Raw genomic sequence first — 23,886 nt, forward strand, 5'->3', positions numbered from 1 at the left:
TCGCCTACATCGAGGTGGTGCGCGGCACCAACGATCCGCGCTACGGCCTGCACAACATCGGCGGCAACTTCAACATCGCCACCCGCCAGGGCGGCGACTACCAGGACCTGCGGCTGAGCTACGGCAGCTTCGCCACGCGCGCACTGCAGTACGCCGTCGGCCATGAAGCCGGCGGCCTGGCGCAGAACTATTTCGTCGGCGCCCAGGCCACACAAGGCGAGCGCGCGCACGACAGCGCGCGCAAGTACACGCTCGGCGGCAAGTGGTTCTACGGCGAGGACGACGACACCGCACGCATCGGTTTGATCGCCCGCGCCTACCATCTGAAGGCCGATGCGCCCGGCTTCCTCACCGCCGCGCAATGGGACGACGACCGCGACCAGTCGCCGCCACAGAATGCCAACGACGGCGGCGAGCGCACCCTGCGCCAGGCCAGCGTGCATGCCGACTTCAAGCTCGGCGACGGTGTGCAGCTGCGCAACACGCTGTACGTCAACCGCTACGACGAGGAACGCCGCGTCACCTTCACCCCCTACCCGGTCGGCAACGCACCGCGGCAGCGCCGGCAATGGGACGAAACCCAGACCGGCCTGCTCAGCACCGTCACCTGGCAGGCCAGCGACCTGCTGAGCGTGGAAGGCGGCCTCAACGCCGAGCACCAGAACAACCGCTATCGCCGCTACCGCTATGCCTACGCGGTGCCGACCGATTTCTGGAGCGCGCCGGCGCGCGTGCAGAACGACGACCGCTACACGCTCGACAACTTCGGCCTGTACCTGCAGGCGGTATTGCAGCCGACCGACGCGCTGAAGATCGTGCCGGCGTTCCGCGTCGACCGCTTTTCCGGCGACACCACGCTGCCCGGCGGCGTGCACGCGCCGCTGCAGCGCTACGGCTGGATCGACCAGCCCAAGCTCAGCGTGATCTACGCGCTGACGCCGCAGCTGAGCGTGTACGCCAACTGGGGCCGCACCTTCCAGATCCTCACCGGTTCCACCGCGCCGGCCTACCTGACGCCGGGCCAGCCGGGCGTGCGGCCGTCGATCAACACCGGCAAGGAACTGGGCCTGAAACTGCAGCCAGCCGCCGGTACCGAGGCGCGCGTGGCGGTCTGGCGTCAGGACGCCACCGACGAGGTGGCCAACAACGTCAGCTCCGGCACCACCGTGGGCCTGGGCCAGACCCGGCGCCAGGGCGTGGACCTGCAACTGAGCACGCAACTGGGCGAGCACTGGATGCTGTGGCTGTCGCAGGCGCTGCAGGAGGCCAAGGTGGTCAGCGCCTACAACGCCTCGGGCGAATCGCTGCGCGGCCGCGAGGTGTTCTCGGTGCCGCGCTACATCAGCAACGCCGGCGTCGACTACCGGCCCGATGCGCGCTGGACCTTGGGCGTGCAGGCGCGCGCGCAAGGCGACTACTACATCGACGAGCGCAATGCGCAGGGCAAGTACGGCGGCTTCCGCGTGGTCGATGCCAGCGTGCGCTATCAGCTCGGTCCGCGCACCAGCCTCGACCTGCAGGTCAAGAACCTCACCGACGCTCGCTACGCCTACGTCTGGTACGACAGCTTCTTCTGGGGTGGCAACAATCAGGCGATGTTCTCGCCAGCGCCCGGGCGTTCGGCCTATCTCGGGTTCGAACTGCGGCTGTAGGGCACCTCGCATCACCTGCATCCGCCACAGCGTGCTGCGCAGGCGCGGCTTCAACCGCGACGGGCTTCACGGGAACGCCCCTGTCACGGCTGAAGCCGCTCCTTGTATCTGGACATGCCCCCGGCGAGATGAGAGGTGCCTGTCACGGTGTTGCCTGGCCAAGGACGACCGTAAGTCGCCGGACGCGGCGTCCGCCGCGCTGTGGTACGGTTCCAGGCGTCGCCAGCCTTCGCGCAAGCCTCCCGCTCGTTCACAGGAGTGCTTTGCGATGATCTCTCCCGCTTCGCTCGACCACGGCGTCTTCCGCTTCCGGGAGACATCGCCATGACCGACTTCGTCACCGATGCGATGCAGCTGCAGGACTGCGTGGGCCGCCTGCCCGGTCCGCGCGACCTGAAGGTGATCGACCACCTGGACGCGCATGCGCTGCGCTGGCTGGCCGCCAGCCCCTTGCTGTTCGCCGGCTTTGCCGGCCAGCGCCTGGCATTGAGTGCGGGCAGCGGTACACCCGGCTTCGCGCGCGGCGATACGCCGCATCTGCTGTCGATCCCGCTGCAGGCACTGGACACCGCCCACGCGCACGTCGGCGCCGGCTTCGGTTCGCTGTTCCTGGTGCCCGGATTGGGCGAGACCCTGCGGATCAATGGCCGCATCGCCGGCGACGACGGCACCCGCTTGTTCGTCGCCGTCGAGGAATGCTATCTGCACTGCGCCAAGGCCCTGCTGCGCGCCGACTGGTGGCACGCGGAGGCACGGGCCGGCGCCATGCCGCCGGAGACGCCGGAAGAATTGCTCGCCAGTTGCCGACTGCTGATCCTGGCCACCGCCGATGCCGAGGGCCACGTCGATGTCAGTCCGCGCGGCGATCGCGCCGGGGCCTTGCTGCAAGCCCACCGCGATGCGTGGTGGTTCGCCGACCGGCCGGGCAATCGTCGCGTCGACAGCCTGGGCAATCTGCTGGCGCGGCCGCAACTCGCGCTGCTGGCACTGCGCCCCGGCAGCGCACGCTGCGTGTGCATCGAAGGGCTCGCCCGCCCCAGCACCGACGAGGCGATCCGCAGCGCGCTCGCCGTCGATGGACGCGTTCCGCATCTGGCGGTGCGGGTGCTGCCGGCGCTCCTCGAAGAGACGCACAGCCGCGCGCTCGGTCGCTTCGACCGTTGGCCGCCCGCCGCCATCGCACACGACTTGGACCCGCCGGCGATCTTCCGCGACCACGTCCGGCTCAGCGGCGCGCGCGGCGCACAGGCCACGCTGATGCGCGCGGCGGTCTCGGTGCCCGGCGTGGTGCGCAAAGGACTGCAGGCCGACTACAAGAAGAACATGTACTGAGCATCCAACGCCACCGGCTCACCCGGCGGCGTCGGTCACGCCGGGCGCGCTGAGGTGATGCACGGCATAGCGGTGTGCGGCGGCGTCTTCCGGCGGCAGATCGCGCCACAGGTGAAAACGCAGCCGCGTCCATCCCTGCGGTTCGTAGCCGCACACCGTGGCCAGCACGCGTTCGTCAGGCACGTCCATGTCATCGGTGTCGTTTCCGCAGGCAGGCGATGGCGCCGGAAGCGCGCGGGTGGCGTAGCGCGCCGAGCGCAGCGCCGCGGACGTCCACGCCGTGCCGACCATCCACGCCTGCACGGTCGGGCGTCCGAAGGCCTCGCACAGCGCGGCGAACGCGGGGCCGGCGAGGAACGCGTGCATCGCCGCCGCATCGCGCCACAGATAGAACGGCGCATACAGGTTCTGCCGGCCGGGCAGCAGCGGATCGCTGCGATCGGCGACCAGGTAGGCCTTGAACTGCAACCCCGGCAGCGTGTCGAGCAACCGGCCTTTGTCGGCGATGCGGCGGCGGATGATCGCCATGTCGTAGTCCGCCGGCAACGCGATGCTGTATTGCATGGCGATCATGCCGGCACTCCGCGGGCCGTGATGCCGGCGCGGCCGCCGCCGAACGACCAGTCCTGCGCCGCGGTGGTGACGATGGTGACCATCACGTCCTCCGGCGGAATTCCAGGCGCGATCGCCAGCAGCTCGACCAGGCGCCGATAGAACGCCTGCTTGCAGGCAGCGCTGCGTTCGCGGCCGGCGGTGATGGCGATCAGCACGAAACGATCCGAGCGCGGCCCGCCCAGGTAATGGCGGTCGAACACCAGTTCGTCCGGGTCGTGCTGATGGATGACCTGGAAGCAGTCGCCGGCCGGCACCTCGAAGGCGTCGTGCATGGCCTGGTAAAGGCTGGCCGACAGCGCGCGCAGGTAGGCGGACGCGTGGCCGCGCAGCAGCGAGATACGGGCGTACGGCATCAGCGCGGCTCCGTCATGGCCGGCCGCGCCGCGGCAGCGGTGCGCAGCAACGGCAGCGCGGACGCCGCACACGGCCAGCCGGCGTAGAACGCCAGGTGGGTGATGGCCTCGGCCAGGGTGTCTCGGTCCAGACCGCTGTCCAGTGCGCGCGCCAGGTGCAGCGGCAACTGCTCCAGTCGCGACAGGGCCACCAGTGCCGCCACCGTGATCAGGCTGCGCTCGCGCGGCGACAGCCCGGGGCGCTGCCACACCTCGGCGAACAGCACCTCGTCGGTGAGGCGGGCGAAGGCCGGCGCGATGTCGCCGAACGCGGCCTGCGGGGAAGGAAACGGCGTGGATGGGTCGGACATCGGAAGGTCTCGCAGGGGGAACGGGCACAGCCTAGTCGCGCACAACCTTTCGAAAAATCGGAAAATATCGAAACGACCGTCCGGAAAATCAGGATCGACCGATGCGCCCCATCACCTTCGACCTCGACGCGCTGCGCAGCTTCGTCGCCGGCGTGGAGTTGGGCAGCTTCGCCAAGGCGGCCGAGCGCCGCGGGCGCTCCACCTCGGCGATCAGCGCACAGCTGAAGAAGCTGGAGGAGCAGGCCGGGCAGCCGGTGCTGCGCCGCCAGGGCCGCGGCCTGGCCCTGACCGAGGCCGGCGAAGCCTTGCTGGGCTACGCGCGGCGGCTGCTCGAGCTCAACGATGAGGCGGTCGTGGCCCTGCAGGACACGGCGCTGCAGGGCTGGGTGCGGCTGGGGCTGCAGGAGGACTTCGGCGAGCACATGCTGCCGGACGTGCTCGGGCGTTTCGCCCGCGCCCACCCGCAGGTGCGGATCGAAGCGCGCATCGCCCGCCACCAGGAACTGCTGGCGCGGGTGGAGGCCGGGCAACTGGATCTGGCCCTGGCCTGGGACTCCGGCGCGGCCTCGGCGCATCGGCAGGCGCAAGCGGCGTGGCCGCTGCGCTGGATCGCCGCAGGCGACCGCAGCGCGCCGGACGTGGCCGACTGGAGCGGCGCGGCGCCATTGCCATTGGTGATGCTGGAAGCCCCCTGCCTGCTACGCACGGCCGCGACCACCGCCCTGGACCGCGCCGGCATCCCATGGCGCATCGCCTTCACCAGCGCCAGCCTCGGCGGCGTATGGGCGGCTGTCCGCGCCGGATTGGGCATCACCCTGCGCACCCCGGCCGGGGTGCCGGCCGGACTGGCCCTGCTCCCGCCCGGCGCCGGCGGCCTGCCCGCGTTGCCGGCGTTAGGGCCGAGCCTGCATCGCGCGGCCGCCGTGCCGCCGCCGGCGGTGGCGCGGCTGGCGGAGATCCTGCAACAGCGCCTGCAGGCGGCGCATGCAGCGCTGGTCGGGGATGGCTGAGACGTCCCGCGCGCTTACTTGCCGCCCTTGCAGGGCATCCTCCTGGCGATCAGGACGCCGGCGAGCATGTGGCGCCGCCGCTGGCCACGGTCTTGAGGGATTGCCATCGCTCTTCACCGGGACGTGCCGCGCGGATCGGAAACCGTGCGTTCAACCATGCGCGGTCGCGACAGCCGCGGCGCCGCGCCGCTCGCGCAGGCGCAGGAACGGCCGCTCCACCGCGTAGTGCAGGACAGCCGCGAACAGCAGCGCCATGCCGGCATAGACGGCGAAGGCGAGCGGTCCACGCCCGTCCAGCAGCGCGCCGAACCACGCCTGGGTCAGATGGAACGCCGCCTTGTGGCTCAGGTACAGGCTGTAGGACACCGCGGCCAGCCAGGCCGCGCCCGGCACCCGGCAGCGCCCCAGCCATCCCTGGGTGGAGGCGCCGGCGCCGACCAGCAGCGCCAGTCCCAACGACAGCACCGGCCAGCCGATGGCATTGCCGAGCAGGCCGGTGCGGTCGCGGAACAGCCACATCGCCAGCGCACAGACCACGATGCCGGCAAGCGCCACGACGCTGGCGTGACGCTGCAGCCGCTGCCAGTGCTGCGGCCGGAAGGTCTTCAGCACCGCCAACGCCACCCCCGCCAGCAGGCCGTCCAGGCGGTTCCAGGTCGGGTAGTAGAGATCCTCGATGAACCAGTTGCGCTGCAGCCCGGCACCGATGCGATCCAGCGCGCTGTCGTGCATCCAGATCGCACTGCGCAGGCCGATGCCGGCCAGCACCACGGCCACGCACAGCGCCACGAAACGCGGCGCCGATGGCCGCCGCAGCATCCACGCCGCCAGCAGCGGAAACACCAGGTAGAAGTGCTCTTCCACGCACAGCGACCACGCATGCGAGAACGCCTGCTGGTTGGCGTAGTCGATGCCCAGGTTGAGGGTGAAACTGGCGAACAGCCACCACGGCGCGATCCCGGGCGTTTCGCGGAACCCGGGCCATGCCAGGTACAACGCCAGCACCACTGCGTACGCCGGCAGGATGCGGTAGGCGCGGCGCCGGTAGAACTCGCCGTAGCGCAGCCGCTCGCCGCGGGCCAGCGGCGCCAGCACCTGGCCCCCGATCAAAAAGCCGCTGAGCACGAAGAACAGATCCACGCCCATCCAGCCATAGCGCGACAGCCACTCCCAATCCGGGCCCAGCCCACCGACCACGAAGGAGTGGAACAACATCACCCAGACGATGGCGGTGGCGCGCAGCAGGTCGAGGCCGGGATAGCGCATCGCAGGGGTTGGCGGTGGGGAGCGAGCAGCTTACTGGCTGCATCGCCGGTTGCGGCGGCGGGCGTCTATCGACGCCCAAGCGATCGCGCCTGGAAGATGCAAGCCGCGGCACCAGGCGGCCAACCCCAAGATTGCGTGCACGGGCGTACCCTCACCCCAACCCCTCTCCCGGGGGGAGAGGGGCTTGCGTGGGTCGCCACTGTCAGCCCAGCGGTTCGTCCGACAGGTAGGTGTAGCCGGTCAGGCCGGCCTCGAGCGCGTCGGCCAGTTCCGTGGCCTGCGCGGCCGGCAACTGCGCGGCGGCGACGCGTTCGGCGTAGGCGGCGCGCAGGTCGTCCAGGCGGTAGCCGACGTAGTCCAGCATCACGTCGGTGGTATCGCCGCGGCGCTGCTGGGCGATGCGGTAGCCGTCGCCATCCACCGCCACTTCCACCGCGTCGGTGTCGCCGAACAGGTTGTGGATGTCGCCCAGGATCTCCTGGTAGGCGCCGACCAGGAAGAAGCCGATGCGGTAGCTTTCGCCCGGGCGCAGCGCGTGCAGCGGCAGCGAGCTGTCCAGGCTTTCGTTCTCGACGTAGGTCTTGACCATGCCGTCGGAATCGCAGGTCATGTCGCAGACCACGCCGCGCCGCGCCGGCGCCTCGTTCAGGCGCTCGATCGGCACGATCGGGAACACCTGATCGATCGCCCACACGTCGGGAATCGATTCGAACACGCTGAAGTTGACGAAGTACTTGTCGACCAGACGCTCGTTGAGCTCGTCCAGCACCGGACGGTGGCTCTTTTCCTCATGGCTCAGCCGCGCCCGCACGCCATGGGCGATGGCGTAGAACAGGTCGTCGATGCGCGCGCGATGGGTCAGGTCGATCTGGCCCAGGGCGTAGCCGCTGAGGCCTTCGGCATGGAAATGCTGCGCCTCCTGGAACAGTTCCACCGCCGGGCGCTGGTCCAGTTCGGCATGGATCTCGCGCAGGTGGCGGATCGCCGCCGGTTCGTCGTCGTGCGCGTCGGGCACGCGGCCTTCCGGCGCCTGCTCCACCTCGGACACGTTGGCGATCAGCACCGCGTGGTGCGCGGTCATCGCACGCCCGCACTCGGTGACGATGCGCGGCGGCGCCAGGCCGTGCTCCTCGCAGGCGCTGGCCAACGGCTGCACGATGTTGCTGGCGTAGGAGTGCAGGCCGTAGTTGATCGAGCAATAGCTGCGCGAGCGGGTGCCTTCGTAGTCAATGCCCAGGCCGCCGCCGACGTCGACGTGGCTGATCTTCGCGCCCAGCTTGGACAGCTCGACGAAATAGCGGGTGGCCTCGCGCATGCCGTTGGCGATGTCGCGCACGTTGGAGATCTGCGACCCCATGTGGAAGTGCAGCAGGTTCAGCGCGTCGGCGTATTCGGTGTCGCGCAGGGTCTTCCACAGGTCCAGCACCTGCCGCGGCGACAGCCCGAACTTGGCCTTGTCGCCACCGCTGTTCTGCCACTTGCCCGCGCCCAGCGAGGCCAGGCGCATGCGCACGCCCAGGCCCGGCTTCACGTCCAGCGCGCGCGCCTCCTCCAGCACCAGCTTCAGCTCCGAGGGCTTCTCGATGACGATGAAGGTCTGCAGCCCGAGCTTGCGCCCGATCAGCGCCAGACGGATGTACTCGCGGTCCTTGTAGCCGTTGCACACGATCAGCCCGCCCGGCCGCGACAGCGCCAGCACCGCCATCAGTTCCGGCTTGCTGCCCGCCTCCAGGCCGAAGCCCTCGCCCTGGTGGCTGGCCAGGGTGCCGGCCACGCCGCGGTGCTGGTTGACCTTGATCGGGTACACGGCGGTGTAGCCGCCGCTGTAGTCCCAGTCGGCCTGGGCCTGGGCGAAGGCGGCCTGCAGCTTGCCCAGGCGCTCGCCGAGGATGTCCGGGAAGCGCACCAGCATCGGCAGCTTGGCCCCGGCCGCGCGCGCGGCGTCCACCACCTCCGGCAGCGCGATCGCCACGCCGTCGGCGCCCTGCGGCCGCACCACCACCCGGCCGGCCGCGTCCACGTCGAAGTACCCGTCGGCCCAGTGCGGGATCGAGTAGGTCTTGCGGGCTTGGTCGAGGGACCAATCGCTCATCGTGGCGGCTCGGCTGAGGGAAAAAGGGCGTGGATTGTAACCCCTGCTACGCGTGGGGTCCGTTACAATCCGCGCCGTTCCGACGCCCTCGGCTCCTGGTGGAGCCGGGCCGGGTTCGCGGGCGCCTGGCGTGGCTTCAGTGCGCGAGGCCGCGTCCGGAGGGTGCGGCGACAGCATCGGGTAGCTCGGCTGCACGTGCTGCGCCCGACCCTCATCCGGGGAGGTGTCGTAACAGCCTCGTGTGACCTGGCTGCATGAGGCTGCGCCCGACCCTCATCCGGCGCTACGCGCCACCTTCTCCCGGGGGGAGAAGGAATCGTCGCTTCTTTTCTTGCTTTCCTAGGACATCTGCATGAGCGCCAACGACAACTGGTACATCGAACACTTCCAGCCCACCGGCTCGGCCATCGGCTACCGCATCACCGGCAAGCTGGACGAGGTGCAGTCGCCGTTCCAGAAGATCGAGATCTACGACACCACCGACTGGGGCAAGCTGATGGTGATCGACGGCGCGGTGATGCTGACCACGCGCGACAACTTCTTCTACCACGAGATGATCAGCCACCCGGCGCTGTTCACCCACGCCGCGCCCAAGCGCGTGGTGATCATCGGCGGCGGCGACTGCGGCACCCTGCGCGAAGTGCTCAAGCACCCGGGCGTGGAAAGCGCCACCCAGTGCGACATCGACGAGCAGGTCACGCGCATGGCCGAGAAGTACTTCCCGGAGCTGTGCGACTCCAACAACGACCCGCGTGCCGAGCTGCTGTTCGACGACGGCGTGGCCTACATGGCCAACTGCCCGGCCGGCAGCGTGGACATCGTCATCGTCGACTCCACCGACCCGGTCGGCCCGGCCGAAGGCCTGTTCAACAAGGCCTTCTACGAGAGCTGCTTCAAGGCGCTGAAGGACGACGGCATCCTGGTGCAGCAGTCCGAATCGCCGCTGGCGCTGCTGGACCTGATCAAGGAAATGCGCGCGGAGATGGGCAAGGCCGGCTTCGCCAGCTTCCACACCGTGCCGTTCCCGCAGCCGTGCTACCCGACCGGCTGGTGGAGCGTGACCATGGCGCGCAAGCAGGGCGGCTTCGACTTCCGCCAGGACGACGCCGCGGCCAAGCCGTTCGCCACGCGTTACTACAGCGCGCACCTGCACACCGGCACCCAGGTGCTGCCGCCGTTCGTGGCCGAGGCGCTGGGCGGCTAAGCCCCCGGTCCTCTTCGGCATCGGCGCGCGCCTGACGTGCGCCGATGCCGCGGATCGCCGGCGCAGTCGGGGCCCTCGGTAAGGCCGGCCCCCAACGCGTGCGCATCCGAATCGACAGGCGCGCTGCATCGCGCATGGCATCGCCTCGCCGGTTGCCGCGATCGCGCGCTGTAGGCGCCAAACGATGCCGCACGCCATGGCCGGCGCGTGCGACGATGCGCCGGCCTCCATCGCACACACCGCGAGCCTGCCATGCGCTCCCAGACGACGTCGCCGTGGACCCTGTGCGCGCTGGCCGCGATCGGCTTCGTCGTCGCCTGCGTCGCCCACGAAGCGGTAGGCCATGGCCTGGCCTGCCTGGGCAGCGGCGGCACCGTCCGCTGGCTCACGTCGGTGTACTTCCGCTGCCAGCCTGGGCGCCCCTTCGTCGATGCCGCCGGCCCGCTGGCGAATCTATGCGTGGCCGCAGTGTGCATCCTGGCGGCACGCCGCCGTCGCGCGGACACGCCGCGCCTGGCGCTCGCGCTGATCGCCGCCTTCAACGGACTGTGGGGCGCCGGCTACCTGCTGTTCTCCGCGGTCACCAATGACGGAGACCTCGCCTTCGTCCTGCGCGATCTCGCCCTGCAGCCGGCCTGGGCCTGGCGGCTGGGGATGGGACTGGCCGGCGCCTGGCTGTATCTGCAGGTGCTGCGCGCCATCGCCCCGTGGCTGCCGAAAGGCAGGCCAATGCTGGCGGCCTACGCCACTGCCGGCACGGTGGCCTGCGTGAGCGTGCTGTTCCATGCCGGGCCGGTGCTGCCGGCACTGCGCGAGGCGGCGCAGGAAGGCCTGTTGGCACCGATCGGCCTGGTGGTCATCGCGCTGTCGCGCCGGTCGCGCGCGCCACTGCCGCTACCGTCCAGCCGCGCCACGGTCGTCGTGGCGGTGCTGGTGGTGGCGACGTTCTGGCTCACCCTCGGCCGCGGCTACGGCGGCGTCTGAGTCGGCGGCTGACGCGCAGCGTGCCTGACCTATCCAACGGGCCCGCCACGCCTGCAGGGGCGGCTTCAGCCGCGACAGGTTCTATCGGGAACGCCCATCGCGGCTGAAACCGCTCCTACACGACACCATCCATGCCACGGCGATGCAGGCGCGGTGACTGCGTTACAGCGCGTCCGCGTCCAGTTCGCCGGTGCGGATCCGCACCACCGTGCCCAGGTCGTAGACGAACACCTTGCCGTCGCCGATCTTGCCGGTGGCGGCGGCCTTGACGATGGCCTCGACCACGCGCTCGACCTGGTCCTCGCTGACCGCCACTTCCAGCTTCACCTTGGGCAGGAAATCGACCACGTACTCGGCGCCGCGATACAGCTCGGTGTGGCCCTTCTGCCGGCCGAAGCCCTTGACCTCGGTGACGGTGATGCCGGCCACGCCCTGCGCGGCGAGCGCCTCGCGCACGTCGTCGAGCTTGAACGGCTTGATCACGGCCATGATCATCTTCATGCGGCGTTCTCCAATCACAATGGCGTCAGGATAGCGCGGTTGCGCGATTCCCGGCCGTCGGGTTCAATGGCCGCGCGCCCCCAACGCCGGAATTTTCCGACAGCGCGCCGCGTCCGATCCCGATGGTCCCGACCCGCCGGATACCGCAGTCTGACGCCACCTGCCGGAGCACAGCCATGATCGACCTCAACCATCTCGACGACCTCGCCCGCCGCCTCAGCGATCTGGTGCCGCCGGGCCTGCGCCAATCCCGCGACGAACTGCAGAGCACCTTCAAGAGCGCGCTGCAGGCCGGGCTGGGCAAGCTCGACCTGGTCACCCGCGAGGAATTCGAAGTGCAGCGCGCGGTGCTGCTGCGCACCCGCGAGAAGCTCGAAGCGCTGGAGCGCAGCGTCGCCGCGCTGGAAGCGGCGCGCAGCGGGCAGTCGCCCAGCCCCACCGCCTGATCCACCCGCCACCATGAGCCTGGCGCTGGTGCACAGCCGTGCCCGCGCGGGGGTGCTTGCGCCTCCGGTTCGGGTCGAAGTCCATCTGTCCGGCGGCCTGCCGACCACGCAGATCGTCGGCCTGCCCGAGGCGGCGGTACGCGAATCGCGCGACCGCGTCCGCGCCGCCCTGCTCTGCGCGCAGTACGAGTTCCCGGCACGGCGGATCACGGTAAACCTGGCCCCGGCCGACCTGCCCAAGGAGGGCGGCCGCTTCGACCTGCCGATCGCGCTGGGCATCCTCGCCGCCGCCGGCCAGCTCGACCCGCAGGTGCTCGGCCAGTACGAATTCCTAGGCGAACTGGCCTTGACCGGCGAACTGCGTCCGGTCGACGGCGTCCTGCCGGCCGCACTGGCCGCCGCCCAGGCTGGGCGCACCCTGATCGTCCCGGCCGACAACGGCGCCGAGGCCGCGTTGGCGCAACACGTGCAGGCCTACACCGCACGCACCCTGCTGGAAGTCTGCGGCCTGCTCAACGGCAGCAAGACCCTGCCCGCGGCCACCGCGCCGCCCACGGTCGCCGCGCCCTTTCCCGACCTGAGCGACGTGCGCGGCCAGGCGCAGGCGCGGCGCGCCCTGGAGATCGCCGCGGCCGGACATCACCACCTGTTGCTGATCGGCAGCCCCGGCTGCGGCAAGACCCTGCTGGCCTCGCGCCTGCCCGGGATCCTGCCCGCGGCCAGCGAAGCCGAGGCACTGGAGAGCGCGGCCATCGCTTCGGTCAGCGGCCGCGGCGTGGACCCGGCACGCTGGCGGCAACGCCCCTACCGCGCACCGCACCACACCGCCAGCGCGGTGTCGCTGGTCGGCGGCGGCACTCATCCGCGCCCGGGCGAGATCTCGCTGGCGCACCACGGCGTGCTGTTCCTGGACGAACTGCCGGAGTGGAACCGGCATGCGCTGGAAGTGCTGCGCGAGCCGCTGGAATCGGGCCAGGTGACCGTGTCGCGCGCGGCGCGCAGCGCCGAGTTTCCCGCGCGCTTCCAACTGGTGGCGGCGATGAATCCCTGCCCCTGCGGCTGGGCCGGCGACCCCAGCGGTCGCTGCCGCTGCAGCGAGGACGCGGTGCGGCGATACCGCGCGCGCATCTCCGGCCCGCTGCTGGACCGCATCGACCTGCACGTGGAAGTGCCGCGGCTGCCGCCACAGGCGCTGCGCGCCGATGCGCCGCCCGGCGAAGCCAGCACTGTCGTGCGCGAGCGCGTGGAGCAGGCGCGGCAACGCCAGCAGGCCCGCGCCGGCCGGCCCAACGGCCAGCTCGGCCACAGCGAAACCCTGCGCGACTGCCGCCTGCAGCCGCGCGACGAGGCGCTGCTGGAACAGGCCATCGAGCGCCTGCGGCTGTCGGCGCGCTCGCTGCATCGGATCCTGCGCGTGGCCCGCACCATCGCCGACCTGGACGCCAGCGAGCGCATCGCCACCGCGCACCTGACCGAAGCCATCGCGTACCGGCAACTGGATCGTGGCGAGCCAACGGCGAGCGCCGTGGGTCCGACGCCACCCGGGGCACGCCGCCTGGCAGGTTGACGCCGAGCCGCAGCCGGCGTGCGCCGCATCCAGTCTGCACCCAGTCGTGCCCGCTGAGCGCAGCACTCTGCCGTACGCGCTCAGCTCCTCGCCGCAGCGTGCACCCACTCGGCGATCAAGGCATTGCACCGCCTCGCATGGGTAAAGGTCATGCCGTGCGACGCCCCGCCCAGCACCTCATGGCGTGCATGCGGCGACCAGGCCGCCAGCGCGGCGGCGTTGTCGCGGTACTGGGCCGGGCTGCGTTCGCCGGCGACCAGCAACACCGGCATCGCCAGGGCAGCAGCCTGCTCGGGCCGGTACGCCGGCAGCACGTCGGCAATCTGCGGCACCAGGGTCTGCGCGTTGTCGCGCACCATCTGCCGGAAGCTTGTGCTGCTGCGCGCCCAGGCGCCGGGCTGGCTGACCGAATCGACGAAGCATTCCAGGCCGGCCTCCACCTGGCCAGCTTGCAGCAACGCGATCGCTTGCGCGCGGACCGCCTGCACTTCGGCCGGCAGGCCCTGCGGCTGCGGGCCGCCCGGATCGAACAGGGTCAGGCTGGCGATCGCGTCCGGATGCAGCAATGCTGCCTGCCAGGCCACGGCGGCACCACGGGAATGGCCGACCAGATGCACCGGCCGCGCTTCCTCGGCGATGAAGCCGGCGAGCTGCTGCGCATGCCAGCGCCAGCCGAACGCATGCCGCGACGCCGACGGCAGTCGCGGGTAGTACTGGCCCAGGCTCAGCGCGCTGAGCTGAAAGCGGTCGGCCAGGCCGCGCAGCTGCGGCGCCCAGTAGCGGTAGTCGCACAGGGCCCCGTGCACCAGCAGCACCGGCGCGCCCTCGCCCACCCGCAGATAGGCCAGCGCGTCGTCCGCGCCGAGCCGGCGGACGGCCGGCTTGGGCAGGGGCGTGCGCGAACTGCTCGGCGCGATCATGCGTGCGACACCGCGACTACCGCCAGCGACGCCGACAGCCAGCGGCCAACAACACCATCGCCGCGCAAGCAACACGCCGTTTGCGTCGAAAGGGAAGTGGGGAAGCGCTCGGCATCCCGATACGATAGCCGTATCGCCCCGGCGCGGCGACACTGCAGCGATGGGCGGCACAGCATCGCGCTGGCCGCGCGGCACATGCGCCGGAACGGCGGCGGCAGCCTCCCACCCACAAGGCTGCCAGAGCACACTCCCGCATGAGGGCTTGTGCGACGCAGGGTCGCGCTGTGTCGCACCCTGCATGCATCAGGCAATGACACCTCCAGAATGTGGCGCATCCGCGGCGCGACGATGGCGAGGCGATGACCTTGATCTCACCGCAAGGGTGCTCCGCGCTTGCCACCATCGCACCGCGGACGCCGCTGCCTCCGCTTCAGGCGCATCACCCGCGCCGAGACGGTCGAACCCGGCCTGGCCTTTCCCCCGATCAGCCAGGCCGCCGGGACGCAGAGGCGGCAGCCGCCCCTGTGTCCCTCGCCACTCCGTCAGTCGACGAAGCTCAGCACCAGCGCGCGCACCTGCTGCACCGACACGCCCGCCTGCTGTTTCAGCGCGCCGAGCGCGTAGGCGCTGAGCGTTTCGCGGTCCATGCGTGCGGCCGAACGCGGCGCCACCACGTGGAGCGTGCCGTCTTCCAGCAGGGACAGGCGCAGCGTAGCGTTCTCGTCCGCATCGACGGCCACACTGGTCTGGGCGCTGGCGCGAACGTTCTGCTGCAGGTTCGGCGCGGTCGGCGCGCTGCCGTCCAGCGGGTGCAGCGCCAGGCTGCTGCCCAGGTCTTCCACCCGCAGGCGGCCCAGCGCACGGCCTTCGCCGTCGAACACCGTCAGCACCGCCACTTCAGGCTGCGCCAGGGTCTCGCCACCGGTAGCGAGGCTCACGCCGGCACCGTTGCGCAGCACCTGCTCCATCGCCACATCGCCCGGGGCACCGCCGCGCTGGCCGGCACCCTGGCTTGCGCCGCCAGCACCGCCCTGGGCATCGGCGACGTTGCCTGCGCCGTTGCCACCGGCATTGGGGACCGCCGAGCCGGTGGCACCGTCGGCCGCGGTGGTCCCGGTGCCCGTGCCGATCGCAGCGCCGGCAGTGCCGCCGGCACCGCCCGAACCACCGACGATACCGCCAAGGCCGCTACCGCTGCCGCCGGCGCCGCCACCCGATGCCGTGCTGCCGGCGCCGGTCGGATCGAGCGAGGTTCCACCCAGCCGCGGTTGCGCCGATGCGCCCAGTTCCCCCATCGCGCCGGCCGCTGCCGAAATCGCGCCCGCCGCCGTCAACGAATTGCCGTCGGCGGTGCCGCCCGGCTGCGTGCCGTTGCCCCCCATGCTCGGCTGCGAGACCGCGTCCACCGCGTTGCGGCCCGGCAGGTCCTCGATGCCGGCGACGGTCTGCTGACGCGCGTCGGTCAGGCGGTAGTTGCCCGCGTCGGCACCGCTCAGGGCCAGCGCGATCTGCACCGTCTTGCCCGCCGCGGCCGAGGCATTGTCGTACTGACCCCGACCCTGCAGCGCGACCTCGTCGCCAGCGACCACGCCACGCAGCGGCGGCAGTACCAGCACCGCGTCGCTGCCGCCGTCGAAGCGCTTGTCCAGCACGGCCACATTGCCGACGGTCAGCTCCTTCGCCGCCACGTCGCCGCGCGACTGCAGGCTGGTGTTGACCAGGCGATAGTTGCCGGCATCGCCACCGCGCAGGCCCGCGGTCACGTCCACCCGCTTGCCGGTGCCGGCGTTCTTGGTGTCGTAAAGGCCCTGCAAGATCAACGCCACGTCGTCCCCACCGACCGTGCCGACCAGGCCGCTGCTGCCGACATTGGCGGTGCGGTTGCCGTCGTACACCTTGGCGGTCACGCTCAGCGTGCCGGCGTCGATCGTCTTGGGCGTGATGTCGCCGCTGGACTGCAGGCGCGTCGCGAGCAACTGGTAGTTGCCGGCATCGCCACCGCGCAAGCCGGCCGTCACGTCCACCCGCTTGCCCGTGCCGGCGTTCCTGTCGTCGTACTGGCCTTGCAGGACCAGCGCCACGTCGTCCCCGCTCAGCGTGCCGACCGGGCCGTTGCTGCCGACGTTGGCGGTGCGGTTGCCGTCGTACACCTTGGCCGTCACGCTCAGCGTGCCGGCGTCGATCGTCTTGGGCGTGATCGAGGCGGTACTGCCGCGCGGCGTCGAGGTGGCCACGTCCATGACGTAGTTGTCGGCATCGGTGCCGCCGAGTTGTGCGGCGACCACGACGCTCTTGTTGTCGCCGACGTTCTTGTCGACGAACGCGGCCTGGGTGGCGACGGACACATCGTCGCCGACGACGGCATTGCCGAGCGTGGCGTTGCGCACCTGCGCGCCGATCCCGCCGTCGTACACCTTGCCGGCGATGTCGACCGCCACCGTCAGCGTGCGCTTGGCGATGTCGGCATAGGCCGTGCTGTCGACCAGGTAGTTGCCTGCATCGCTGCCGCCGAGCGCGATGCCGGACACGGTGACCTGCTTGTTGACGCCGGCGCGTTTGTCGGCGAACACCGCGCCGGACGCACCGGCGAAGCGCACGTCGTCGCCGCTCACCACGCCGCTCAGGGCCGCCGACCCCAGGCTGGCGATTGTGGTGCCGTCGTAGACCTTGCCCTGGATCGAGCCGGCCCCCAGCTGCAGCGTCTTCTGGCTGATCGTACCGATGTTGGCACTGGCGCTGATGCTGGCCAGACCGTAGCCGTACACGCGCACCGCGCCGTTGCCGGCGTGGTCCACGCTCAGGCCGTCGACGGTGACTGCCTTGCCGTGGCCGACGTTCTTGCTGTCGTAGTGCGCGGCGGTGCCGGTGACGACGACCGTATCGCCGTCGATCGCACCGCTGCTGGCCGTGTAGCCGATCCCGCCCAGTGCGGCAGCGGCATTGCCGTCATAGGTCTTGCTGGCTGCGCCGGTGAGGGCGACGGCAACGGTCGGAGCGACGCGGTAAAGGAAACCGCTGCCCGCATCCAGCACGGTGCTGCCGGTGCCGGCGTTGTACTGCTTGAACTGCGGCGTCAGACCGCCGCGGGTGTCATTGAGCGGCGAGATGGAATACACCAGCCAGCGGCCATTGCCGGTGCTTACGGCGCTGCTGCCTGCCTGATTGATGAAGTTGCGGCCGGCCGCCAGCAGCACGCCGGTCTGTCGCTGCGCGGCATTGCCCGCGCTCACCGCCTGTTGCAGCGTCAGGTCCGCGCTGGCGCCGGTCAGGCGCACGTCCACCGCGCCGGTGGAGGCGATGCCGGCGAGGCCATCGACACTGCCGACCAGCAGGCTGCCGTTGTTGCGGAAAGTCAGGTCGCCGCTCTGCGCCGCGATCGCGTTCACCAGGGTACTGGCGGAGGTCAGCGACACCGCGCCGCTGGAGCGCAGCGCCAGTGCCGCGGCGGTCAACGCGCCGCTGCCCTGGATGCCGGTGCCGGCGACGTCGTTGAGCGACAGCGTCTGCGCGGCGCTGATGCCGTGGTTCAGGCTCAGGCCGCCCTGCGCGGCGCTGAGATAGAGGCTGCCGCCGCTCACGCCGACGTCGTCGGTCTGCTGCAAACGACGCGCCTGCACCTGCATGCGGTTGCCAACGGCGACGTTGAACGCCCCCATCGTCACGTCGTTGCCCGACGCATCCACGCGCAACGTGCTCACGCCGTTGAAGCGCGACAGCATGCTGCCGCTCAGGACAGTGCTGCTGCCGCCGAACGCGAACGGGTTGCCGCCGGACACGGCGAAGGCCACGGTAGCTGCCGTCTGATTGCTCAGCGTGGTGCTGGCCGCATCGAAACCGGTGCCGGCAGTGGCGGCGAGGGTGGCGGCGCTGTTGTTGAAGTTGATCGCGCTGTTCAGGCCCAAGGTTGCTGTCGCGTTCAACCCCACCGTCCCGGTGGTGCCGGCGCGCACATTCAAGCCGGTCAGTGTGTCGGCGAGACCCAGGCCCCAAGTGGCGCTGGAACTGGCGATCTGGGTGGCGCCGCCCACGTCCAGCGCCAGCGTGGTGAAGTTGAAGGTACTGTCGCTGAGGGTGGCGCCAGCGCCGGCGGTGACCGCCAGTTTGGCCGCAGATACCCCGCCGTTGACTCCCAAGACGCGTTGGCCGCTCTTCAGGCTCACGGTGCTGGCGCCAGTGACGATGTCGCTGTCGAACACCAGGTCGCCGCCGTCGCTGCGGCCCACTTCCAGCGTGGCCGCGTTGACCTGGCCGATCGTCGCGTTGCTGAGCCCGGTGCCCAGATGCAGGGCGTTGGCCGCGGTCATCTGCCGGATCGTGACCTTGCCGTTGCCGCCGTTGGCGGTGACATGCTGGCTGAGGTTGATGGTGTCACCGGTCAGGATCACGTCGCCGGTGCTGTTGCTGAGGCTGCCGGCGGTGATGTCCAGGGTCTTGTCGAGCAGTTCGAAGCTGCCGCTGGCGTTGAAGTTGTAGTTGCCGGAGACGCTGATGGTGCCGGTGCCGTCGGCGCGGCCGATGGTCAGGTTGCGGATGCCCGGCAACTTGTTCAGCGTCGCCGCCGAGGCGAAGCCGTTGGCGTCGCCCAGCACCATGTTGACCGAAGGATCGTACGGCTCCAGGCGCATCGACGCGGTGCTGAGGTTGTTGAGGGTCGACGAGCCCCAGTCGATCTTGTTGGCGCGCAGCACCAGCACGCCGCTGCCGGTATCGAGATTGACCGGTACGTTGCCGAACACGATGTTGCCGCTGGTGTAGATGCTCGCGTTGCCCTTCATGGTGAAGGCGGTATCGATGTTGAAGTCCCCACTGGCGTCGATCAGGCCGTTGAGGATCTTCTCGCCGCTGGTGTAGCTGCCATCGGCCTTGAACAGCACGCGCCCGGCGCCGAGGGTCATGTTGGAGTTCAGCGTCACCGCGCCCTGCCCGGTGGACAGGTACACGTTGCCGCCATTGCTGAAGATCGGCGAGTTCAGGGTCAGGTCGCCGCCGCCCATGTTGTCCGAGTCGCCCCAGATGCGCACGTAGCCGCCATTGGTGGTCAGCGCGCCGCTGACCGAGATGCCGTCGGCGCCGTACAGGGTGATCGAGCCGGCGCCCGGGGTACCGTTGCCGTTCTGGGTGACGTCGTGGGTCGGCAGCGTGCCGGGATTGGTGCCGGAGCCATGTGCGATCAGGTTGCCGATGCTGCTCAGGAAGCCGGTGTTGGTGCGTCCGCTCTGCATGTAGATGCTGCCGGTCCCGAACACTTCCACCGTATTGGTCGGATTGGCGAAGCTGATGGTGCCGTTGGTGTTCTCCAGACGCAGGCTGACATTGTTGGCCATGCTCAGGCGGCCGTTGCCGCCGTTCAGCGACAGGTCGCCGAAGGTGATGCCATTGTCGGCCACCAGCATCACGTTGGCGTTCTGCGCCTGCAGGTCCCGCACGTATACCGTGCTTCCGCCCAGGGAACCGATGCCGGTGCCGCCGCCTTGGATGCTGATGGTGTCCGGATCCAGCAGCAGGTCGCCCATCGCGCCGCTGGCCGCGCTGGCATCGGTGCGACCGCTGTAGGCGAGTTGCTGCTTGCCGGAGACTTCGGCGCGACCGCCGTTGCCGCCTTGCGCGCCACCGCGCACGGCGATGCTGCCGGCGAACCGGGTGTCGCCGTCGGACCAGACCACCGCTTCGCCGCCGTTGCCGCTGCTGCCGGCGCTGGCGTCGAGCACGACGCTGGCATCGGCCTCCACGTGGGTGGCGTTACGCAACGCCGGATCGTGCCCCTGCCAACCGCCGCCGACGTGGATGGCGCCACCGCCGGTCGCGCCGCTGGCGTCCAGGCGCGCGTCGCCGTCCAGGCGTAGCTGTTGGCCGAGCACGTCGATGCGGCCGCCCTGGCCGGCCGCCGAACTGGCGTCGAGGCGGCCGCTGACGTGGACCTGGCCGGCGTCGCCGCCGTCGAGCAGGATGCGACCGCCATGCGCGCCCAGCGAGGTCGCTTCGACCACGCCATCCATGTTGATGACGCTGGAGCGCAGCGCGCTGGCGCCGGCGGCGCTGAGCACCACGTTGTTGCCGCGGATGGTGCCGCTCTGCGCCAGTTCCGCCTTCAGCGCGTCCTGGGCGACCGCCAGCGACAGCAGGCCGTCGCTGCCGAAGTCCACCGCAACGCGATCGCCTGCGGCCAGGCCGACCTGGCCCGCCGCGATGCTGCCGGTGTTGCTCACCGCCGGCGCCAGCAATGCCACCACGCCGCCGTTGGCGCGGATCGCGCCCTCGTTGCGCACCGCGCCGGCCGCACCGCTGGCGGCGAAGCGCGCGTGTCCGCCCAGGAAGTCGCTGTCGCTGATGCCAAGCGAGCTGACCAGCAGCCCGCCCACGTCCACCTGCGCGCCCTTGCCGAAGTACACGCCGTTGGGATTGACCAGCCAGACCTGGCCGTTGCCGCTCAGTTCGCCCAGCACCTGGCTGGGGGTACCACCGAGCACGCGGTTCAGCGCGATGGCGGTGCTGTCGGGCTGCTCGAAGCGCACGCTGGCCTGGTTGCCGATGTCGAAGCTGTTCCAGTTCAGGATCAGCCGCTGGCTGTCCTGATGCACGGTCAGGTTGGCGCCGTGCTGGTCCAGGTGCGCATTGCCGGCGGCGATCTGCGCGCCGTCGGGCAATGCGCCAGGATCCACGGCATAGGCCGACAGCGGCACGCTGCCGATGGCGATCGCGGCGGCGGCAGCGCGCACGACGGTGCCGCTGCGCTTGCCGCGGCGGCGGGAAATTTCGGCGGCGACAACGTAGGCGCCACGCAGTTCGTCCCAGATCAAACGGTAGATGTGATTCATGCGAATCGTCCTCAGAAGGCGTGGAGTGGCGGCGTCAGAAGCGCAGGCTGGCCTGCAGCCACAGGTAGTGGTCGTCGCGCAGGCCGTCGGCGTTCAGGCCGGCGGCGCTGCGGCCGGGGTTGTCGCCCAGCCGGTGCGCCCAGGCACCGCGCAGCGACCAGCGCTCGCCTTGCAGGTTCAGGCCGATACCAGCGCTGGACAGGTCGTACGCATTGCCCGACCACGGCATCACCGACCCTGCCCACGGATCGATGTGCTGGCGCACGTGGCCGTGATCGGCGAACAACAGCGCCTGCGCACGCACGTGCCTGGCGACGAGAAAATCGCGGCGCAGCTCGGCATTGACCAGCCAGCCGTTGTCGCCGCTGCCTTCGCCGACCGCATGCCCGCGCACCCCGGACGGGCCGCCGAGCAGGAACTTCTCCGACGAATCCAGGTTCTTGCTGGCGAACTGGCCATTGGCACCCACGTACAGGCCCCAGTTGCTCAAGCCGCCCAGGCTCTGATTGCGCTCCACGCGCCAGACCAGCTTGTTGTAGCTGCCGCGGGTGCGCGCGCTCAGCCCGTCGGCGATGCGGTCGGCCGCGTTGTCCAACTCCACACGGCCGGCGACCCAGCCCAGGCTGGCGCCGAAGTAACCGCCGCCCCACCAACCGTCCCAGGCGTTGCCGCTGAGCATGGTGGTGAGCCGGTCCAGATTGCGCTCGCGCAGGACCTGGCCCAGCGCCTTGTCGACCAGCTCGCGACGCTCGGCGTCCATGCTGATCCACAGGCTGCGCTTGCGCGTGCGCAACAGCGGATAGCTGAGGCCGGCGCTGACGGTACGCGCGCTGCCGCGCAGGTCCAGCGGCTTGAACTCGGCGCCAACCGCGTAGTGCATCGACGAGGCGGCGACGTTGGCGCGCAGACCCGACGGGGTCAGGCCGATGGCGTAGTTCAGACCCAGCAGATCACTGCCGCTGCTGTGGCTGAGGTTCACGCCGAGCAGGTCCTCGTGCTCGAACGGCCGATTCACCGCGCCCCAGGCGCTGCTGCGCCACGCGCCGGTGTAGCGGTTGGCGAAGTTGTCCACGCTCGCGCCGCCGATCCACGCCGGCGCACTATCGGCACGGATCAGCAGGCGGCTGCTGCCGGGCTCGGCGCCCTTTTCCAGCGTCGCACGCGCGCTCACGCCTGGCACGTCGTTGATCAACAGCAGCGCGCGCTCCAACTGGTCGTTGCGCACAGGCCCTTCGGGCAAGGCCGCATCGGCGATGCCGGTCGCGCGGGCGCGCAGCGCGGCATCGTCGGACAGCACCTGCACGCGGCCGGGCGCGTTCTGCAGACGCCCGATCATGATCGCGATCTCCAGCTCGCCGTTGCTCAGGTCCTGCCGCGGCAGATAGGCGCGCGCCAGCAGATAACCCTGCGCCTGCAGCGCGGCACTGACCCGCTGCGCCAGCGCCTGCAACTGCGCGTGGGTCAGCGACCTGCCCAGCGCATCGGCAACCACCGCCTGCAGCGCCTGCGTGTCGATCGCGCCCTCGGCTCCGCTGAAGCGGACGCGGTCGATGCGTGCGCTGAAGCCGCCATCCGGCGCATCGGGCAACGGCGCCTGCAGCAACGCGGCCGCATCGTCGGCCGGCGGCTGCAGCCGTTCCTGGCGCTGCTGCTGGTTGAGCAGCGAACCCGCGTCCGGCGGCGCCGTCTGCGCAAGAGCCAAATTGACAGCGAGTGGCAACGAGCCGAGGCCAAGAAGCTTGGCCAGCCGCGTGGTATTCATGCAATGTCCCCGTGTGGTGCGCAGAACGCGCCCTTGTTGATCGGCGCCATTCTGGAGATCACGAGGGTGTGAAAACTTACGAGTTCTGACACGCCCGCGTAACGTCAGAAGACCGCATACGCATCCCGCTCGCGCCGCAGAATTGCAGGCTTTTTCGGCGGATTTTTGGCGCACTCAAACGGTCGGCGCCCGGCACGCCACCCTCATCGGCGGCGGAATTCTGACGCGCATCGCCGGCGCCACAGCGTGCGCGCACTCGATTGCGCAAGATCGCCATCGCACGCTCGCCTTACGGTGTGGCGCAGTCACTCCACACGCACGGGCTCGGTCGTCAGGTAGCCGCGCGCGTGCTCGGTGCGGATCGGCAGTTCTTGGCGGCAGGCGTCGCGGCAGCGCCGACGCAGTCGGCTGATCAAGGTGTCGAGGCGACGCTGGTCGAAGGACATCCAGTCCCAGCCCAGCGCCTCGGCCACCTCGCGGCGGCCGGCCATCTCGCCGGCGCGCACGGCCAGCACCCGCAACAGCGCGAACTCGCGCGCGCTCAGTTCCAGACGCGCATCCTCCGGCGTGTACAGGCAGCATTCGCTGGCGACCAGACGCCAGCCGCGCGGCAGCCGCCGCAACAGCGCACGCACGTGCGCCGCCAGTTCCGCCAGGCGCACCGGCTTGACCAGATAGTGGTCGGCCCCGTTCTCCAGGCCATGGATGCGGTCCTCGCTGGCACCGCGTGCGGTCAACATGATGATGCCGACGCCCGGGGAGGCGCTGCGCAGGCGCTCCACGATCTCCAGGCCATCGGCATCGGGGAGCCCGCGATCGAGGATCACCACGTCGAAGCGCAGCCCGGCACTTGCGGCGAAGAAGGCCGCGGCCGAGCCAGCGGATACCACGCGGTGTCCGGCGCCGACCAGATAACTCTGCAGTTCCTCGCACAGATCCACTTCGTCTTCGAGCAGACCGATCAATGCCATGTCAGCGTGCCTCCCCGGCGCGGCGGCGGCGCGCGACGCCATGCCG

At 70.4% G+C, this 23,886-nt stretch carries 17 protein-coding genes; 7 read left to right on the forward strand and 10 right to left on the reverse strand.

Annotation, left to right across the window (positions count from 1 at the left end):
• Both ACHWVH_RS13740 and ACHWVH_RS13745 read left to right on the forward strand, forming a co-directional pair.
• Positions 1–1,652, forward strand: a 1,652-nt coding sequence (locus ACHWVH_RS13740) for a TonB-dependent receptor (RefSeq protein ID WP_394687373.1), incomplete at its 5' end; no start/stop codon positions are given.
• A 324-nt stretch (positions 1,653–1,976) separates the two neighbouring features.
• Positions 1,977–2,984: a pyridoxamine 5'-phosphate oxidase family protein gene (locus ACHWVH_RS13745; RefSeq protein WP_394687374.1), complete on the forward strand. Its 1,008-nt coding sequence runs from the start codon at positions 1,977–1,979 to the stop codon at positions 2,982–2,984.
• An 18-nt stretch (positions 2,985–3,002) separates the two neighbouring features.
• Here the strand turns inward: ACHWVH_RS13745 and ACHWVH_RS13750 are convergent, their stop codons facing one another.
• Genes ACHWVH_RS13750 through ACHWVH_RS13760 form a run of 3 tightly spaced genes read right to left on the reverse strand, consistent with a single transcriptional unit; the run spans position 3,003 to position 4,302 of the window.
• Complete coding sequence (locus ACHWVH_RS13750; RefSeq protein WP_394687375.1) at positions 3,003–3,557, reverse strand: DUF4865 family protein; 555 nt, start codon at positions 3,555–3,557, stop codon at positions 3,003–3,005.
• The gene (locus ACHWVH_RS13755) at positions 3,554–3,952 is read right to left on the reverse strand and encodes a tautomerase family protein (protein ID WP_295928971.1); all 399 of its coding nucleotides are present in this window, start codon (positions 3,950–3,952) and stop codon (positions 3,554–3,556) included. The genes ACHWVH_RS13750 and ACHWVH_RS13755 overlap by 4 nt, the downstream gene beginning before the upstream one ends.
• The gene (locus tag ACHWVH_RS13760; RefSeq protein ID WP_295928970.1) at positions 3,952–4,302 is read right to left on the reverse strand and encodes a carboxymuconolactone decarboxylase family protein; all 351 of its coding nucleotides are present in this window, start codon (positions 4,300–4,302) and stop codon (positions 3,952–3,954) included. The genes ACHWVH_RS13755 and ACHWVH_RS13760 overlap by 1 nt, the downstream gene beginning before the upstream one ends.
• Positions 4,303–4,403: 101 nt before the next feature.
• Between ACHWVH_RS13760 and ACHWVH_RS13765 the strand changes: the two genes are divergently transcribed.
• Positions 4,404–5,312: a LysR substrate-binding domain-containing protein gene (locus ACHWVH_RS13765; protein ID WP_394687376.1), complete on the forward strand. Its 909-nt coding sequence runs from the start codon at positions 4,404–4,406 to the stop codon at positions 5,310–5,312.
• A gap of 150 nt (positions 5,313–5,462) precedes the next feature.
• Here ACHWVH_RS13765 and ACHWVH_RS13770 read toward each other — a convergent pair whose 3' ends face one another.
• The gene (locus ACHWVH_RS13770) at positions 5,463–6,578 is read right to left on the reverse strand and encodes an acyltransferase family protein (RefSeq protein WP_394687377.1); all 1,116 of its coding nucleotides are present in this window, start codon (positions 6,576–6,578) and stop codon (positions 5,463–5,465) included.
• 202 nt (positions 6,579–6,780) lie between these two features.
• Positions 6,781–8,670, reverse strand: coding sequence for an arginine decarboxylase (gene speA / locus ACHWVH_RS13775; RefSeq protein WP_017908018.1), 1,890 nt, complete (start codon positions 8,668–8,670; stop codon positions 6,781–6,783).
• 352 nt (positions 8,671–9,022) lie between these two features.
• On the opposite strand from speA, the gene speE reads away from it, so the two are divergent.
• Positions 9,023–9,874, forward strand: coding sequence for a polyamine aminopropyltransferase (gene speE, locus ACHWVH_RS13780; RefSeq protein WP_017916998.1), 852 nt, complete (start codon positions 9,023–9,025; stop codon positions 9,872–9,874).
• A 252-nt stretch (positions 9,875–10,126) separates the two neighbouring features.
• Positions 10,127–10,858, forward strand: coding sequence for a hypothetical protein (locus ACHWVH_RS13785; RefSeq protein ID WP_267085575.1), 732 nt, complete (start codon positions 10,127–10,129; stop codon positions 10,856–10,858).
• 162 nt (positions 10,859–11,020) lie between these two features.
• Here ACHWVH_RS13785 and ACHWVH_RS13790 read toward each other — a convergent pair whose 3' ends face one another.
• Positions 11,021–11,359 (reverse strand): P-II family nitrogen regulator, encoded by a 339-nt coding sequence (locus ACHWVH_RS13790; RefSeq protein WP_010341856.1) that lies wholly within the window; start codon positions 11,357–11,359, stop codon positions 11,021–11,023.
• A gap of 176 nt (positions 11,360–11,535) precedes the next feature.
• Between ACHWVH_RS13790 and ACHWVH_RS13795 the strand changes: the two genes are divergently transcribed.
• The gene (locus ACHWVH_RS13795; RefSeq protein ID WP_017908021.1) at positions 11,536–11,805 is read left to right on the forward strand and encodes an accessory factor UbiK family protein; all 270 of its coding nucleotides are present in this window, start codon (positions 11,536–11,538) and stop codon (positions 11,803–11,805) included.
• Between the two features lie 13 nt (positions 11,806–11,818).
• Positions 11,819–13,372 carry a YifB family Mg chelatase-like AAA ATPase gene (locus tag ACHWVH_RS13800; RefSeq protein ID WP_394687378.1) on the forward strand — a complete coding sequence of 518 codons (1,554 nt, stop codon included), beginning with the start codon at positions 11,819–11,821 and terminating at the stop codon, positions 13,370–13,372.
• 80 nt (positions 13,373–13,452) lie between these two features.
• Here ACHWVH_RS13800 and ACHWVH_RS13805 read toward each other — a convergent pair whose 3' ends face one another.
• The 4 genes from ACHWVH_RS13805 to ACHWVH_RS13820 all read right to left on the reverse strand — a co-directional run bounded on the left by ACHWVH_RS13805 (position 13,453) and on the right by ACHWVH_RS13820 (position 23,840).
• Positions 13,453–14,292, reverse strand: coding sequence for an alpha/beta fold hydrolase (locus tag ACHWVH_RS13805; RefSeq protein ID WP_394687379.1), 840 nt, complete (start codon positions 14,290–14,292; stop codon positions 13,453–13,455).
• A 542-nt stretch (positions 14,293–14,834) separates the two neighbouring features.
• Positions 14,835–21,107, reverse strand: coding sequence for a YDG domain-containing protein (locus ACHWVH_RS13810; RefSeq protein WP_394687380.1), 6,273 nt, complete (start codon positions 21,105–21,107; stop codon positions 14,835–14,837).
• A 34-nt stretch (positions 21,108–21,141) separates the two neighbouring features.
• Entirely contained in the window at positions 21,142–22,869 is a 1,728-nt protein-coding gene (locus tag ACHWVH_RS13815; protein WP_394687381.1) for a ShlB/FhaC/HecB family hemolysin secretion/activation protein, read from the reverse strand.
• A 305-nt stretch (positions 22,870–23,174) separates the two neighbouring features.
• Positions 23,175–23,840: a response regulator transcription factor gene (locus tag ACHWVH_RS13820; protein ID WP_226977772.1), complete on the reverse strand. Its 666-nt coding sequence runs from the start codon at positions 23,838–23,840 to the stop codon at positions 23,175–23,177.
• Positions 23,841–23,886 lie beyond the last annotated feature (46 nt).

It is taken from the genome of uncultured Xanthomonas sp. (assembly GCF_964278005.1).
Taxonomy (GTDB): domain Bacteria; phylum Pseudomonadota; class Gammaproteobacteria; order Xanthomonadales; family Xanthomonadaceae; genus Xanthomonas_A; species Xanthomonas_A sontii.

Coding starts and splice junctions, on each gene's coding strand:
- ACHWVH_RS13745 (WP_394687374.1), top strand. CDS start 1,977: ATGACCGACTTCGTCACCGATGCGATGCAGCTGCAGGACTGCGTGGGC.
- ACHWVH_RS13750 (WP_394687375.1), bottom strand. CDS start 3,557: ATGATCGCCATGCAATACAGCATCGCGTTGCCGGCGGACTACGACATG.
- ACHWVH_RS13755 (WP_295928971.1), bottom strand. CDS start 3,952: ATGCCGTACGCCCGTATCTCGCTGCTGCGCGGCCACGCGTCCGCCTAC.
- ACHWVH_RS13760 (WP_295928970.1), bottom strand. CDS start 4,302: ATGTCCGACCCATCCACGCCGTTTCCTTCCCCGCAGGCCGCGTTCGGC.
- ACHWVH_RS13765 (WP_394687376.1), top strand. CDS start 4,404: ATGCGCCCCATCACCTTCGACCTCGACGCGCTGCGCAGCTTCGTCGCC.
- ACHWVH_RS13770 (WP_394687377.1), bottom strand. CDS start 6,578: ATGCGCTATCCCGGCCTCGACCTGCTGCGCGCCACCGCCATCGTCTGG.
- speA (WP_017908018.1), bottom strand. CDS start 8,670: ATGAGCGATTGGTCCCTCGACCAAGCCCGCAAGACCTACTCGATCCCG.
- speE (WP_017916998.1), top strand. CDS start 9,023: ATGAGCGCCAACGACAACTGGTACATCGAACACTTCCAGCCCACCGGC.
- ACHWVH_RS13785 (WP_267085575.1), top strand. CDS start 10,127: ATGCGCTCCCAGACGACGTCGCCGTGGACCCTGTGCGCGCTGGCCGCG.
- ACHWVH_RS13790 (WP_010341856.1), bottom strand. CDS start 11,359: ATGAAGATGATCATGGCCGTGATCAAGCCGTTCAAGCTCGACGACGTG.
- ACHWVH_RS13795 (WP_017908021.1), top strand. CDS start 11,536: ATGATCGACCTCAACCATCTCGACGACCTCGCCCGCCGCCTCAGCGAT.
- ACHWVH_RS13800 (WP_394687378.1), top strand. CDS start 11,819: ATGAGCCTGGCGCTGGTGCACAGCCGTGCCCGCGCGGGGGTGCTTGCG.
- ACHWVH_RS13805 (WP_394687379.1), bottom strand. CDS start 14,292: ATGATCGCGCCGAGCAGTTCGCGCACGCCCCTGCCCAAGCCGGCCGTC.
- ACHWVH_RS13810 (WP_394687380.1), bottom strand. CDS start 21,107: ATGAATCACATCTACCGTTTGATCTGGGACGAACTGCGTGGCGCCTAC.
- ACHWVH_RS13815 (WP_394687381.1), bottom strand. CDS start 22,869: ATGAATACCACGCGGCTGGCCAAGCTTCTTGGCCTCGGCTCGTTGCCA.
- ACHWVH_RS13820 (WP_226977772.1), bottom strand. CDS start 23,840: ATGGCATTGATCGGTCTGCTCGAAGACGAAGTGGATCTGTGCGAGGAA.